Consider the following 14,279-nt stretch of genomic DNA (forward strand, 5'->3'; position numbering starts at 1 on the left):
CCACTGCCTCAACCGCGCCACCGGCGGCATCGCAACGGCGATACCGCCGGTAACGTCGGAAGGTGACACATTCAAGACACAACGTAGAGGGTAGCACCATGCTTCGCAGCATTATCGATTCATCGGTTCAGTCATTCGGCTTGTTGCCTTTGATGGCACTGATCTTCCTGGCCGCGCTCGCCATCATCATCGAGCGCCTGATTTTCTTTAGCACCTCCGTGCGCCGAGGCAGCAGCCTGGAATACGATCTCAAGCAGGTCGGCCGGGCAAGGGTCGACGACGTCCAGAAACTGATTCACCATTACCAGGGATCGGTACAAAGCGAACTGATGAAGTCCGCGATCGAATTGCAGGGCCAACCGGCCGAACACTTCGAGCGCGAAGTCGAAGAAAGCATCATGTTCCAGATGAGAAAGCTCGACCGCAATCTGTGGGTGCTGGATACCGCCGTGACGCTCGGGCCGTTGCTGGGCCTGCTGGGCACCATCATCGGCATGATCGGTTCGTTCAACATTCTGGGCGCGTCCGGAACCAGCGACCCAATGGCGGTATCCGGCGGCATTGCCCATGCACTGATCGCCACTGCCTGTGGCCTGACGATTGCTCTCGTGGGCGTCGTGGCGCTGAATTACCTGAACAAGCGGGTGCGGATGGTTCTTCTGCAGATGGATCTGATCAAGTCCATGCTCGTCTCGCGGCTCGCCGCGTGAACCGCGACCACCCCACATACCGGAGAACACCGTGAGGAACCATCGGGCTCACTACTTTGGCAATGACGAAAAACCGCGGATCGAGATCATTCCGATGATCGACATCATGATGTTCCTGCTGGTCTTCTTCATGCTGGTCATGCTCAAGATGATCCAGGGCACTGGCCTCAAACTGGAATTGCCGCAATCGTCCACGGCTGCGCGGCTCGACACGGTCAGCGTGACCGTGGGCGTGGAAAAGGACGGAGAATTGCACCTCGACCGCAATGACATCTCTGCGCCGCAACTGACCGCACGCCTCAAGGACATGGAGGCCACGAAGCAGGTCAATGTCACGATCGCAGGCGACAAGGGGGTCGAATATGAAACGATCATCAAAACCATGGATCTGGTGCGCTCTGCGGGGATCAGTTCAGTCGCGCTCGCGACAGATGTGGACTAGCCTCCGGAGTCAATCAGAATGAACATGTGTATCCCCGGAAAAGCCCGCGGCGCGCTGTGGCCGACCGAGACGTCATGGCCACGGGCCGGCAATGCGATGTCGATCGCGATTGTCGCTGCGCTTGCGATCGAGGGCGCACTGGTAGCGGCCGTGATGTCGATGCGGGTGCCGGCGCCTACGCCAGCACCCGCGGCGCCCGTTATGCAAATGCGGTTCGTAAAAGCCGTTACACCGCCTCCGCCCCCTCCACCGCCGCCAGTCATCAAGAAGATCGTGAAGCGGCAATCGGAGGTGCCGGCGCCCAGACCCATTGCGCGACCGGCCGCGCCAGCACAACGGCACGTTGCTTCGCCAACCGTCGCGCCGGTCCCGGTCGCAACGCAGGAGGCGCCCTCCAATACGCAGGCTGCGCCAAGCATGCCCGGCCCCATAGCCGCGGCGTCCGGCAACACGACGGCGGCTCCCGCGGAGCCGGCCGACATTGCAATCGTTTGCCCCGTCCAGGCCAAGCCGGAGATGCCGCCGCGGGCACTCGCCGAGGGAATTGTCGGCGCAGTAACGGCGCGCGCCACGATCAAAGGCGGCAAGGTCGTCCATGTCGACATCGTCAAGTCGACGCCCCCGGGCGTTTTTGACGCGTCGGTACGGCGCGCGATGACTCAGTACCAATGCAAGGTCGACGGCGACGATCAGGTTGTCGTCGAACAGTCCTTTGATTTCACCCAGACAGACTAGAAAATCGCGCCCTGCGTTTGGAACATGAACTTCGACAGCGACACTAACGTGGTCGAAGTCGCCACTCTAAGGCTGCGGACAAAACTTGACGACAATTATCCCGTGAAGCTGATCTATTCTGTGCACCGGGCCGGTTACGTGCCCGAGTCGAAGGACGTGACCTGATGCGGGGCCGCTCGCTTACCGCGATGCTCTCTCTCGCGTTCGGCGGCACGACGCTCGCGGTGTTCGTGCTGGTGGGCAGCTTTGTGTATGTTGCGCTCGATCGTCAGGTCAAGGCGCAGGACGATCTCGATATCGTGCTCGCCGCGCGTCACGCGCAACGACTCGCGCGGGAAATCGACACCATCGCTAGCATCCGCGAGCATGCCGATCGCCTGACCAGCGTCGTGCTCGGGAATCAGGCGATGGCGATGGAGATGAAAGATTCCAGTGGACAGGTCCTGATCGAACACAACACAGCGGACACGATCGGCGCTGCAGCAGCATCGACCGCGCGCGGCAGCGCGGCCGCCAACCTCAAGCGAGTCCCGGCGTCGGAGCACATCACCGATGCGGCGATCGCCGAATGGCATGCCCGCAACGGAGAGCCGATTCGCGGCGTGGTCGCGGACGTGCTGTTGCGCGACGGCGAAGTAGCGACCGTGCTCGTCGCGCGTAACATGAGGGACCGCTGGCTTCTGCTGGATCACTATCGTGACAACCTCCACGTCGCCGGTGCCTTGGGTGTGCTACTGGTCTTTGTCTTGAGCTATCTGCTGAACCGCGCCTTGTTGCGACCGCTGCGCGACATCGCGGCGAGTGCGGGCCGGGTGACCGTCGACCGCCTGGATACCCGGATTGCCGGCGAATCCGTGCCGCGGGAACTCGAGACGCTAGTGGCTTCGCTGAACGCGATGCTCGCGCGGCTGGACAGCGGCTTCCGGCATCTGTCCCAGTTCACGGCAGATCTTGCCCACGATATGCGCACGCCGCTCGGCAATATGCGCGGCGCGACCGAGGTCGCGCTCGCACGGCCACGATCGAGCGACGAATATCAGACGCTGCTCGAGTCGAACCTCGAGGAATGCGACCGCCTGTCCCGGATGATCGAAAACGTGCTCTTTCTCGCGCGCGCGGAGCATCCGCAGTTCGTCAAGAATACGCGCGTGTTCAACGTCGGGCAGGAGTTGACGCGCATCGCCGAATACTTCGAAGGCCCCGCCGAAGACGCAGGCGTTATCGTGCGGGTGGTCGGCGGCGGCCGGCTGACTGCCGACATCGAACTGTTCCGGCGCGCGGTCAGCAATCTGCTCGCCAATGCGTTGCGCTATACGCCGCGCGGCGGCGAGATCGTGCTCGAAGCCAACGATGCAAACGACGAACTGCGCGTCCTCGTCGCGAACCAGGGGACGCCCATCGATGCCGCACATCTCGAGCGGATCTTCGACCGCTTCTATCGGGTCGACCCGTCGCGCACCAACCCGCCGCAATCGGCGGGGTCGGGCTGCTACAGCGGATCAGCCGGACTGGGGCTCGCGATCGTTCGCACGGTCATGGAACTGCATGGCGGCACCGTTCACGCCAGGAGCGACGCAAACGGTACGCGTTTCATCCTGACGTTTTTGCGGTGTGGTGGGGATTGTCAGGAACACGCCGCGCCCTCACTGCCTTCGACGCCTCATGTCGCCCGTGTCAGCGGACGCTGAGCACCTGGAGTCCGGCCTCCGCTGCCTGGGGGCCTTTCGTGTGAACGACGTACAACCTCTGTAGCGACGGAATATAGATCGAGGTCTTGCCACCGAGAGTGTCGATATGCTGCTCGATGGCGTAACGGTTCGAATCGACCTGTTTAACGACATCGAGGCCGCCGGCGCCTGTCACGTAGAGGCGATGATGCAGCGCGTCGAACGTCATGTCGTCCGAGATGTTCACGATATCGAGAGACTGTATGACCGAGCCATTACTCGCGTCCATGACGAACAGCTTGCCGGGGTTGCGTGAGCCGATGAACAGGCGCCTGGTTTTCGGATCGAATGCCATGGCCGAATTGAGGCTTGGACCGGGAACATGCCAGATACTCGCCAATTTGCGGGTATTCAGATCGATAACGCCGATTTCGTTTTTCTCGCGCATGTTCACGAACAGGCGGTGGGTGGAACGGTCGATGACCATCGCCTTCAGTTGTCCCGCGGGAACATCGATTCTCCCGACGACGGAATCGTCGGCAAGCGAAATCAAGCTGATGTAGGCATTGCCCTTATGCGATTGCACACCTCCGTTGCCGACGTAGAAAATGCCGCTCTGTCGATCCGCGATGCCGGAATCCGGCTGCGGCTCGAGCGGAACGACTTTCCCGACTTTGAAGGTTTTCGTGTCGACAACCTTGACGTTCGCCTCGCCCGCATCCGCTATAAGCAGTTCCTTACCGTCGTTCGCCAATACTATCTTGTGCGGCGCCCTCGCGACCGTCTTGACACTTGCAAGGTGCTGGCCGTCCGGCAATCTGAAAACCTCAATGGACCCATACTTCTCGGCTGACACGTACAGACGGGAATGAGCCAGATCGACTGCAAAGTGATCGAAGTCGCCGCCGGTGACATCTGGCAGCGGCGTGGTGGAGAGCACCGCCAGGGGGCTGGCCGACGGTCTTGCTGCAAAGGATATCGACGCAAAGCAGAGGCATGCAAGGGCAAGTAGACGGACGGTGATCGGCATCATTTCTGTCGGGTAGGTGGGGAGCGGAATTCAAAATGACACGCTACCGCACAGTTCCCAACCACACGGTGACGAATGGATTACCAACTTGAAATATGGGTCCGCTACCCAAGTACGGCCGTATGCTATCGAACCTGCTTATCTTCGGCTCTCAATTGATTTAGCGAAATACCTGAGCGCCTTCGTCCATGCCATTTGCGCCAGAGTTTTGCCAACGAGAGTCACCCGCCTAGCACGGCCTTCGCCATCATCCCGAGCGCCACGCAGATCAACACCCCCGCAAAACCTACCTGCACATGCAGCGCGGAGAGACGCTGTGAGACCAGCCGCCCGGTCACCATGCCGGCGGCCGTCGCCAGGCTGAACCAGAGCGTCAGCTCGAGCGGCAGCGGCGCACCGTGCAGGACCGTCGCGACAACACCGCCGCTGCCGACCAGCGCGATCACCATCAGCGACGTGGCGACGATCCCATGCATCGACACGTTGGTCAGCTTGCGCAGCATCGGCACGATGATGAAGCCGCCGCCCACCCCGAGCAGTCCTGTCATTAGCCCGGTCAACGCGCCGGTCGCCGCAAGTGCGGCCCCGGTCGTCCACGACCAGATCAGCCGCCCGGTGTCGGGATTGATGTGGCCGACGCAAAACCGCGAGTCCGCGCGGTCCGGGCGTGCGTGCCGCAAAGCCTGTGATAACAGCCTTCCGGCCACCACTAGCATGACGGTGGCAAACAGCGCCAATAGCACGCGTTGCGGCAACGCGTGGGCAAGGCGCACGCCGAGCGAGGTCAGCGGCACACCCGCTGCGGCCATGAACAGCGCGGCGCGGTAACGGACGAGCCGCTGCCGGAATGCTTCAAGCGCGCCGATCGCAGCGCTGCCCGCCACGGCAACCAGCGCAACCGGCGTCGCCTGCTGCATCGGCCAGCCCATGCCGGCCACCAGTGCCGGAACGGCGAGAATGCCGCCACCCGCGCCGGTCAGGCCGAGCACCGCGCCAACGATGGCGCCGAGGATAAGTGAAGTCAGCATGAGGAATCCGACAGGTTGTGAGCCACCGCTGCGCTAGCCCACGAGTTCAGGCTGCGCCAGCCACTCACGCCCCTTGAGCATCCCCTGCCAGTAAAGCGGCGGCAGGATGCGCTCCTTGAGCAACCACGCGAGGCGCGACGGGCGCTTGCCGTCGATCAGCCAGGTCGGCAGCGTCGGCGCGATCTTCCCGCCATAGAGGAATTCCGCGAGCACGATCTTGCCGCGTTCGACGGTCAGCGGGCATGATCCATAACCGTCGTATGCTGCCTCGCCCCGGACCTTCCCGAGAGCGGCAAGCACGTTGTGGGCGACGACGGGTGCCTGCTTGCGCGCGGCGGCGGCGGTTTTCGCATTGGGCGTGTTCGCGGCATCGCCGAGCGCGAAGATATTTGAGTAGGTCTTGTGGCGCAGCGTCGCCTGGTCGACGTCGACCCAGCCCGCCTTATCGGCCAGCGAACTGACGCGGATGAAGTCCGGTGCCTTCTGTGGCGGTACCACGTGGATCATGTCGAACTCACTGGTCACCGATTCCACGCTGCCGTTCTCGAGTGTGCGCCTGAATGTCGCGCGCCTGGCCGGCCCGTCTATCGCGCTCAGGTTGAAGCCGAAGTTCAGCGCGATGTCGTAACGCCTGACGTACTCCATCAATGCCGGGACATAGTCGGCCACGCCGAACAACACCGCCCCGGCATTGAAGAACTGGACATCGATCTGCTCGAGCCGGCCTGAACGCCGCCAGTGATCCGAGGACAGATACATCGCCTTTTGCGGCGCCCCGGCGCATTTGATCGGCATCGGCGGCTGGGTGAACAGCGCGCGGCCACCCCTGAGCTCACGCACGAGCTGCCAGGTATAGGGCGCAAGATCGTAGCGATAGTTGGACGTCACGCCGTTCTGGCCAAGGGTCTCCGGCAACCCGTCGATAGCATGCCAGTCCAGCTTCAATCCCGGACAAACGATGAGCTGCCTGTAGCTCACCACCCGGCATCCTTCGAGCACAACCGAATTCTTTTCCGGCTCGAACGCAGCCACCGCGGCCTTGATCCAGTGCACCTTGCGCGGGAGCACCGCGGCCATCTCGCGGGCGGTGGTCTCGGGATCGAACACACCGGCTCCGACCATGGTCCAACCTGGCTGGTAATAGTGGACGTCGGCGGGGTCGATGATGGCGATGTCGAGGTTGCGCTCGCGCGCAAGCAAGCTCGCGGCTGCCGCCACGCCGGCGGCGCCTGCGCCGATGATCACAATGTCGTGACTGGCCACGGCGACTTCGACGGGCACCTTGCCGCCGTTGGCGATACGCCGCGCCAGCGCAGACAGATCATAGCCTGCTGCCCTGGCAGCGGCGACGATGTCCGGCAACGCCCGGCGGGGCGCTTCGGACAGCGCCCACAGCGTCGCGGCACGCATCCCGGTGCGGCAATAGGCGAGCACCGGCTTCGGCAGTGCCTGCATCAGTTCGCCGAACTGCGCAGCCTCGCCATCGCCGACCTTGCCAGATTCGATTGGCAGGTAGTGGGTCTCGATACCCTGTTCACGGGCCGCCGCCTCGATCTCGCTAAAGTTGGGCTGATCGGAACCTTCGCCGTCGGGGCGATTGCAGACGACGGCGCGAAAGCCAGCGTCCGCGATCGCACGCAGGTCGGATGCGGCAATCTGCTGTGATACCGCCAGTTCAGCCGTCAGTTTCTTGATGTCCATCGACTTCTCCTGTTGCTTCTACTCACTACGTGCACCGGCTCAGATTGCATTGAGGGGAATCTTGAGATACGGCACTCCGTTATCTTCCGGATCGGGCATATGTCCGGCGCGCATGTTGACCTGCACCGACGGCAGCATCAGCACCGGCATGTTGAGCGTCGCGTCGCGCGCGGTGCGCATCGCAACGAAGGATTCCTCGTTGATACCGTTGCGTATATGGACGTTGTGTTCGCGTTCCTCGGCTACCGTGCTGACAAACTGCAAAGGCCGCCCGCCGGGCTGGTAGTCGTGGCACATGTACAGCTTCGTGTCCGCCGGCAGGCTCAACACCTTGTTGATTGACCGGTAGAGCGTACGGGCGTCGCCGCCGGGAAAGTCGCAGCGCGCGGTGCCGTAGTCGGGCATGAACAGGGTGTCCCCGACAAAGGCTGCGGTCTGCACGCCGTCGCTGACCACAAAGGTCATGCAGGCCGGCGTATGCCCCGGGGTATGGATGGCGCGCGCCTGCAACGCTCCGACGGCGAATGTTTCGCCGTCGGAGAGCAGGTGATCGAACTGGCTGCCATCGCGCGCGAATCTCGATCCCGCGTTGAAAAGCTTGCCGAACACGTCTTGCACGTGCGTCACCTGCGCGCCGATCGCAATCGTTCCGCCGAGTCTTTCCTTGAGATAGGGCGCGGCGGACAGATGGTCGGCGTGCACGTGGGTTTCGAGCAGCCACTGGACCTTCACGCCAAGCTCGTGGACGCGAGAGACGAGTTTGTCGGCGGTCGTCGTGGAGGTACGGCCTGACTTCGGGTCATAGTCGAGGACGCTGTCGATCAGTGCACAGTCGCCGGTGCGGACATCCAGCAACAGGTAGCTGATCGTCCAGGTAGCGGGGTCGAAGTAACCTTCGACCAGCATGGGGCTCGTGGTATTCAACTTCCTCTCCTCAAACGAATGGATCTTGCGAAGCAGCAAGGCCGGCCAATCGTTACAAGAACCGTGCCATCGCAGTGTTATTTGACCTCCGTTTACATAACACTTTGATTTTTATCAAAATTTCCGTTCTGTCGGGTTGAATCGCACACCCTCGTCAGGACGTCCGGGAACGAAGGCTGCCAGTTCTGGCAGTCAGGTGGCAGTTGTGGCAGTGCCGACGTATAGTGGGGTCTACTGGAGCCGCCACCGTGAAACCCCCAAAGCCGTCCATACCCATCACACCCGTCGCAACGACCTCGGTCGGGTCGCCTCAAGCGCCGGATGTCGACGCCCTCGTGTCGTATCTGGAGCACGACGCTCAACCGATGATCGTGCTCGATCCCGAGTACCGCATCCTTGCCGCCAACACCGCTTATCAACGTCAGTTCGGCGTCGCCAGCCAGCCTCACGTCGGACGCAAGTGCTACCAGGTCTCGCATCACTACGACGTGCCGTGCGACCAGGCGGGCGAGCACTGCCCAATGAGGCGGGCGTTTGAACTGCGCGGCCCCGACCGCGTGCTTCACATTCATCACACGCCTCGCGGGCCTGAGCATGTCGATGTCGAGTTGCGGCCGATATTCAATGCGCAGCGGGAGGTGGTGGCTTACGTCGAGCGGCTCTCCACGGTGCGCGGCGCGTCCGCCAAGCCGAGCGAGGAAGGTCTGGTCGGGCGTTCGACGGCGTTCAACGCGGCGATCTCGGCGCTGCATCGCGTCGCGCCTTCGATGCTGCCGGTCCTGCTGCTCGGAGAATCTGGAACCGGCAAGGAACTGTTCGCGCGCGCCGTTCATGAGGCAAGCGAGCGCGCGCAACACCCTTTTGTCGTCGTCGACTGCTCCGGCATCACGGAGACCTTGTTCGAGAGCGAACTCTTCGGCTATGAAAAGGGTGCGTTCACGGGCGCAGCCGCGCGCAAACCCGGTCTGGTCGAGACCGCGCAAGGAGGAACGCTGTTTCTCGACGAAATCGGCGATGTGCCACTGTCGATGCAGGTCAAGCTGCTGCGCCTCATCGAATCCGGCTCGTTCCGCCGGGTCGGCGGCATCGAGACCTTACGCGCGGATTTCCGACTGGTGGCGGCGACGCACAAACCCGTGCGGGAAATGATCGACGACGGCCGATTCCGCCAGGACCTCTACTACCGCATCAGCGCATTTCCGATTCACTTGCCGGCGGTGCGCGAGCGCCCAGATGACATCGCACTGCTCGTCGAGTCGATACTGCAGCGTATTGGTAGCGCGCGAGGTGCGGCAGGCAGCGCGGCAGGTCGCAAGTTCAGCGTTACGCCGGATGCTCTCGCGAGGCTCCATGCCTATTCCTGGCCGGGCAATATCCGGGAACTGCGCAACGTGCTCGACCGGGCGTGCCTGCTGGCCGACGACGGGGTGATCCGGATCGAACATCTGCCAGGCGACATGGTGGCGGGAGAGTCGGCACATCTGGAAAGCAGCGCGGGCTCGACGTCGCTTCCGGTGCCCGGCGAGCTCACCGATCGTGAGCTTGTACGGCTGGTGGAGGGATTTACAGGGACACGCAGCGCGCTCGCTGCGTACCTCGGGATGAGTGAGCGCACGCTGTATCGGCGACTGAAGACGCTAAGGCGAGTACGCGCCGGCAGGTAGCCTGGGTTTCCATGGCCGGTGACAGCGGGGCCGGAAATGTTGGCGGCAAGCACTTATGCCGCGTCGACCATCCGCAGACCAAACGATCGCGGTACCCGCACAGCCTGACCCTTATCTCCTGTGCTGATCACGCCCGCTTCAGAAGCGCGCTATCGACCGGCAACGCCCGAATCCGCGTGCCTGTCGCATTGAAAACCGCGTTGCAGATCGCAGCCATTGTCGGCGGCACACCGGGTTCGCCAACACCACCGGGCGGCGCAGCGCTCGGCACGATATACACGTGAGTTTCCGGCACGGAGTCGATACGGGCGACCCGGTAGTCGGTGAAGTTCGACTGCTCGGCCGTCCCCTGACTGAACGTCAGTTCGCCGTATAGCGCATTGCCGAGTGCCATGACCACCGCTCCTTCGAACTGCGCAATCACGCGATCGGGATTGACGATGCGCCCGCAGTCGACCGCCAGATCGACACGCGTCACCCGCACCGCACCATCGTCGGCCACCTGCACCTGCGCGACCGCCGCGACGTACGTCAGAAAGCTGCGGTGGACAGCGATCCCGCGCCCATGGCGAGCGGGCAACGCTGCGGACCAGTTCGAACGCACCGCCGCCGCGCGGACCACTGCCGCATAGCGTGCGGTATCGATCGGGTACGCGTCGATCGACGCGCCGTAGTTTGGATAATCGACCCCCAGCGCATGCAGATCGACATGGCGCGGACTGCCCAGCAGCGCGAGCAGATGCTGCACCGGATCCTGTCGCGCGGCAGCGGCAAGCTCGTCGACGAACGAGCCCAGCGCGAAGCCGTGCGGAATGTTGTACACCGAGCGATACCAGCCGATACGGGTATGCGCCGGCGCCGCTCCGTTCTCGCACTGCACATTGGCAATTTCATAAGGCATATCGGTCACACCCTGACCGAGTTCGCCCGCCGAGCCATAAATCACGTTCGGCGTGAACGTCGAACCGATCGACGGAAACACGCTCCGGTGCAACCACGCAATCGTCTTGCCCTGCGCATCGAGCCCGCCTTCCATGTGCTGCGCACACACGGCATGGAAGTATTCGTTACGTATGTCGTCCTCGCGTGTCCACGTCAGTTTGACGGGTGCGCCGACTTCGCGCGCCAGATACGCGGCTTCGGCTACATAGTCCGGCTTCGACTTGCGGCCGAAGCCACCGCCGAGCAACGTGACGTTGATCGTCACAGCCTGCTCCTGCACGCCGAGTATTTGCGCGACGGTCGTGCGCGCTTGCTGCGGGTTTTGCGTGGCGGTCCAGACCGCGACTGCGCCGTTCGCAAACGATGCAGTCGCAGCCAGCGGCTCCATCGCCGCGTGCGCCAGATGCGGCACGTAATAGTCCGCCGACACGTGTCGTGCGGCGTTTTTCAGTGCGCCCGCGGTATCGCCGTTGTTGCGCACGATCTTCCCAGGCTGCCGCGCGGTGTCTTCAAGCGCCTTGCGATACGCCCGGCTATCGTACGTGCCGTTCGGACCGAGGTCCCATTCGAGCTTCAGTTTCTGGCGCCCTTGCAGCGCGGCCCAGGTGCTGGTCGCGATCACCGCGACGCCGCCCAGCGGACGGAATCCGGCGGGCAGCGGCGTGGAAGCAATGCGCACCACGTGAAGCACACCCGGCACCTTCATCGCTTCGGTCGAGTCGACGCTTTTGAGCGTTGCACCGTATACGGGGGAACGTTCGACCGACGCATACGTCATCCCGGGCAACACGACATCGATGCCATATGTCGCGCGGCCATGAACGATGTCGTCGAGATCGACGATCGGCAGCGACTTGCCGATATAGCGCCACGCGTCCTCGTTTTTCAGCTGCAGCGTGTCGCGGCCCGGCACCGGCTGATGCGCTGCAGCCTGCGCGACCGCGCCGTATGAAAGGCGCCGCCCGCTCGCCGAATGCACCACGTGGCCGGGTTCGGTCCGGCAACTCGCCGGGCTCACGCGCCACCGCGCAGCGGCGGCCGCCACCAGCATCTGCCGCGCGGAGCCGCCCGCCTCGCGCAGTGGCTGGAAGAACTGGCGGATGCTGCGCGAGCCATCGGTATTCTGGTCCCCGTACTTCGCATCGCCTTGCGCCTGCACAACCTTGACGGTCTTCCAGTCGGCATCGAGTTCGTCGGCGAGAATCATCGCGAGACTGGTGCGGATGCCGGTGCCCATCTCGGAGCGATGCACGACCAGAACGATCTCGCCGGACGGCGCGACCGACACGTAGACGTTCGGCGCAAACACCGTTTTGACGCCGCTCGCCGAGGCGAGCGGGCTCGCCGCAAACGCCATGGGCGCGTCGCCGACATGTAGCCCCAGCACCACCCCGCCTGCCAAGGTGCCCTTCAGTACCCGGCGCCGGCTCAGATTGACGATCTCGCTCATTACGCCTGCTCCGCTGCTGCCTTGATGGCAACCTTGATGCGTTGATAGGTCCCGCAGCGGCAGACATTCCCGGACATCGCTTCGACGATCTGCTCGTCGCTCGGCTTCGGCGTCTGTTTGAGCAGCGACGCCGCCTGCATCATCTGGCCGGGCTGGCAGTAGCCGCACTGCGGCACGTTCGCGGCTTTCCACGCTCGCTGCACGACATGCTCGCCGCCTCTGCCCAATCCTTCGATCGTCGTTACGGACTTGCCCTGTACATCCGCAAGCGACGTGACGCACGAGCGCACTGCCACGCCATCCAGATGGACGGTGCACGCGCCGCATGCCCCCACGCCGCAACCAAACTTGGTGCCATGCAGTCCCAACAGGTCCCGCACCGCCCACAGCAGCGGCATGTTCGCGTCGGCGTCGACGTTGTGATGCACGCCGTTCACAATCAGTTCCATCCGTTCACTCCTTGTTGTCGACGCGCGTCACGCCTGCTGGCGCGGCCTGCTGATCGCCTTACCTGCGCACGCCGTTCATGCTCTTGCCTGATACGCCTTGCACCATCCCGCGCCGCTCACCTGCTTGGCGCCGAACAGCGCGCAGAGCGCGTTGGCGTCGGCTGGCTTACCCTGGTAGAACTGACAGTTCGCGCAGCGCTGGTTGTTGCTGAAATGGGGGTATTTCGTGTGGTCGACCTGAGTTGCATCGGCCTTGTACCCGAGCGCCTGCGCAGCGGGATCGCTATCCTGAAGCTGCGGGGGTGCCGCCCAGACGGAGCGTCCGGTGATCGCAAGCGCAGCGGCGCCGATTGAATGGATCATGAAGGTGCGTCGATGGGTTAGCATGTTCGATGACTCCCTGTCACGCTACGAGCACGCGTTCCGGCGGCGCCATGAATTCCGGCCCCACAGGATCCTTGACGAACTGCGCGACAATCGCGTCGATCTGCTCGAACGCCTTCTGATCGAGGCGCCAGCCGAACACATCTTCGATCCCGTCCAGCTGCGCCGGACGACGTGCGCCCCAAAGTGCGATCGTCGGGCCGCGATCGAGCACCCAGCGAACCGCCAGCGCGAGCACCGATTTGTCGAAGTTATCGCGCGCGAACACGTTCAGCGCTTTCACGGCCGCGACATATTGCTCGCGACGCGGCTCGCGAAACTTCGGATCGCGCTGGCGCAGATCGTCGCCCTCGAAGCGCGTCTCGACGCCGATGCGCCCCGCCAGCAGTCCACGGCACAGCGCCCCATAGGCAAGTGCGACGAGCCCATGCTGTTTTGCGTACGGCAGCACGTCACGGTCGATATCGCGCTCGAACAGGTTGTACGGCGGTTGCGTGGCCGACAGCGGCGCCACACGCCGGAACGCATCCATTTGCGAAGGCGAGAAGTTGCTGACGCCCAGCGCCCGCACCTTGCCCTCCTTGCGCAGATCGTCGAGCACCGCAGCGGTCTCTTCGATCGGCACCAACGGGTCGGGCCAATGGACCTGATACAGATCGATGTAATCTGTCCGCAAGCGCCGAAGCGTATCCTCTACTTCTTGACGAATGCGCTCGGGCGACGAATTGCGGAATACCGCACCGTCGTGCCATTCCAATGCGACCTTGGTCGCGATGACTGCCTTGTGCCGATACCCATCGGCCAGCGCCTTGCCGACGATCTCCTCCGACGCGCCGAAGCCGTACACCGGCGCTGTGTCGATCAGATTGACACCGCTGTCGAGCGCCCGGCGGATCACCGCGATCGAGTCTTTTTCGTCGGTGCCACCCCACATCCAGCCGCCGATTGCCCAGGTGCCAAGGCCGATGCGTGAGACGGGGGTCGTTAAACCTTCAATTGCGATTGTTTCAATAGTCATGTGAAGCTCTCTAATCAAAGCATTACGTAAAGCACCGCATCCGGGTCGAATGCGATCTGACAAACGGCGACGAGCCCATCGGACGGGCAGGCGAACCGATTATTTCAGCGGCATCCGGCGATCACAAGAAGGCAC

At 63.1% G+C, this 14,279-nt stretch carries 13 protein-coding genes and 1 pseudogene; 6 read left to right on the top strand and 8 right to left on the bottom strand.

The window, feature by feature from the left end:
- Positions 1-98 precede the first annotated feature (98 nt).
- From SB772_RS11220 to SB772_RS11240, 5 genes and pseudogenes are all read left to right on the top strand, one after another.
- On the top strand, positions 99-710 hold the full coding sequence (locus SB772_RS11220) for a MotA/TolQ/ExbB proton channel family protein (RefSeq protein ID WP_410833325.1): 612 nt from the start codon (positions 99-101) through the stop codon (positions 708-710).
- A gap of 31 nt (positions 711-741) precedes the next feature.
- Positions 742-1,152, top strand: coding sequence for an ExbD/TolR family protein (locus SB772_RS11225; protein ID WP_410833326.1), 411 nt, complete (start codon positions 742-744; stop codon positions 1,150-1,152).
- An 18-nt stretch (positions 1,153-1,170) separates the two neighbouring features.
- Entirely contained in the window at positions 1,171-1,887 is a 717-nt protein-coding gene (locus SB772_RS11230; protein WP_410833327.1) for a hypothetical protein, read from the top strand.
- Positions 1,888-2,052, top strand: a pseudogene (locus SB772_RS11235) (winged helix-turn-helix domain-containing protein); the annotation flags it as partial.
- Complete coding sequence (locus SB772_RS11240; protein ID WP_410833328.1) at positions 2,052-3,575, top strand: heavy metal sensor histidine kinase; 1,524 nt, start codon at positions 2,052-2,054, stop codon at positions 3,573-3,575. The pseudogene SB772_RS11235 and the gene SB772_RS11240, both read left to right, overlap by 1 nt.
- Here SB772_RS11240 and SB772_RS11245 read toward each other — a convergent pair.
- From SB772_RS11245 to SB772_RS11260, 4 genes are all read right to left on the bottom strand, one after another.
- Positions 3,562-4,587 carry a YncE family protein gene (locus SB772_RS11245; protein WP_410833329.1) on the bottom strand — a complete coding sequence of 342 codons (1,026 nt, stop codon included), beginning with the start codon at positions 4,585-4,587 and terminating at the stop codon, positions 3,562-3,564. The genes SB772_RS11240 and SB772_RS11245 overlap by 14 nt on opposite strands.
- 218 nt (positions 4,588-4,805) lie before the next feature.
- A complete protein-coding gene (locus tag SB772_RS11250) occupies positions 4,806-5,612 on the bottom strand; it encodes a sulfite exporter TauE/SafE family protein (protein ID WP_410833330.1) in 807 nt (268 codons plus the stop codon).
- A gap of 33 nt (positions 5,613-5,645) precedes the next feature.
- Positions 5,646-7,313 (bottom strand): TIGR01244 family sulfur transferase, encoded by a 1,668-nt coding sequence (locus tag SB772_RS11255; protein ID WP_410833331.1) that lies wholly within the window; start codon positions 7,311-7,313, stop codon positions 5,646-5,648.
- A gap of 39 nt (positions 7,314-7,352) precedes the next feature.
- Positions 7,353-8,219 (bottom strand): MBL fold metallo-hydrolase, encoded by an 867-nt coding sequence (locus SB772_RS11260; protein ID WP_410833332.1) that lies wholly within the window; start codon positions 8,217-8,219, stop codon positions 7,353-7,355.
- 383 nt (positions 8,220-8,602) lie between these two features.
- On the opposite strand from SB772_RS11260, the gene SB772_RS11265 reads away from it, so the two are divergent.
- Complete coding sequence (locus tag SB772_RS11265) at positions 8,603-9,901, top strand: sigma-54 interaction domain-containing protein (RefSeq protein ID WP_410833383.1); 1,299 nt, start codon at positions 8,603-8,605, stop codon at positions 9,899-9,901.
- Between the two features lie 127 nt (positions 9,902-10,028).
- Here SB772_RS11265 and SB772_RS11270 read toward each other — a convergent pair whose 3' ends face one another.
- The 4 genes from SB772_RS11270 to SB772_RS11285 all read right to left on the bottom strand — a co-directional run bounded on the left by SB772_RS11270 (position 10,029) and on the right by SB772_RS11285 (position 14,144).
- On the bottom strand, positions 10,029-12,293 hold the full coding sequence (locus SB772_RS11270; RefSeq protein ID WP_410833333.1) for a molybdopterin cofactor-binding domain-containing protein: 2,265 nt from the start codon (positions 12,291-12,293) through the stop codon (positions 10,029-10,031).
- Positions 12,293-12,742 (bottom strand): (2Fe-2S)-binding protein, encoded by a 450-nt coding sequence (locus tag SB772_RS11275; protein ID WP_410833334.1) that lies wholly within the window; start codon positions 12,740-12,742, stop codon positions 12,293-12,295. The genes SB772_RS11270 and SB772_RS11275 overlap by 1 nt, the downstream gene beginning before the upstream one ends.
- A 75-nt stretch (positions 12,743-12,817) precedes the next feature.
- A complete protein-coding gene (locus SB772_RS11280) occupies positions 12,818-13,129 on the bottom strand; it encodes a high-potential iron-sulfur protein (protein ID WP_410833335.1) in 312 nt (103 codons plus the stop codon).
- A 16-nt stretch (positions 13,130-13,145) separates the two neighbouring features.
- Positions 13,146-14,144: an aldo/keto reductase gene (locus tag SB772_RS11285; RefSeq protein WP_410833336.1), complete on the bottom strand. Its 999-nt coding sequence runs from the start codon at positions 14,142-14,144 to the stop codon at positions 13,146-13,148.
- Between the last annotated feature and the right edge of the window lie 135 nt (positions 14,145-14,279).

This window comes from Paraburkholderia sp. SIMBA_030, assembly GCF_046535245.1.
In the GTDB taxonomy this organism is placed as follows: Bacteria; Pseudomonadota; Gammaproteobacteria; order Burkholderiales; family Burkholderiaceae; genus Paraburkholderia.

Coding starts and splice junctions, on each gene's coding strand:
- SB772_RS11245 (WP_410833329.1), bottom strand. CDS start 4,587: ATGATGCCGATCACCGTCCGTCTACTTGCCCTTGCATGCCTCTGCTTT.
- SB772_RS11230 (WP_410833327.1), top strand. CDS start 1,171: ATGAACATGTGTATCCCCGGAAAAGCCCGCGGCGCGCTGTGGCCGACC.
- SB772_RS11280 (WP_410833335.1), bottom strand. CDS start 13,129: ATGCTAACCCATCGACGCACCTTCATGATCCATTCAATCGGCGCCGCT.
- SB772_RS11275 (WP_410833334.1), bottom strand. CDS start 12,742: ATGGAACTGATTGTGAACGGCGTGCATCACAACGTCGACGCCGACGCG.
- SB772_RS11250 (WP_410833330.1), bottom strand. CDS start 5,612: ATGCTGACTTCACTTATCCTCGGCGCCATCGTTGGCGCGGTGCTCGGC.
- SB772_RS11285 (WP_410833336.1), bottom strand. CDS start 14,144: ATGACTATTGAAACAATCGCAATTGAAGGTTTAACGACCCCCGTCTCA.
- SB772_RS11270 (WP_410833333.1), bottom strand. CDS start 12,293: ATGAGCGAGATCGTCAATCTGAGCCGGCGCCGGGTACTGAAGGGCACC.
- SB772_RS11255 (WP_410833331.1), bottom strand. CDS start 7,313: ATGGACATCAAGAAACTGACGGCTGAACTGGCGGTATCACAGCAGATT.
- SB772_RS11220 (WP_410833325.1), top strand. CDS start 99: ATGCTTCGCAGCATTATCGATTCATCGGTTCAGTCATTCGGCTTGTTG.
- SB772_RS11240 (WP_410833328.1), top strand. CDS start 2,052: ATGCGGGGCCGCTCGCTTACCGCGATGCTCTCTCTCGCGTTCGGCGGC.
- SB772_RS11265 (WP_410833383.1), top strand. CDS start 8,603: ATGATCGTGCTCGATCCCGAGTACCGCATCCTTGCCGCCAACACCGCT.
- SB772_RS11260 (WP_410833332.1), bottom strand. CDS start 8,219: ATGCTGGTCGAAGGTTACTTCGACCCCGCTACCTGGACGATCAGCTAC.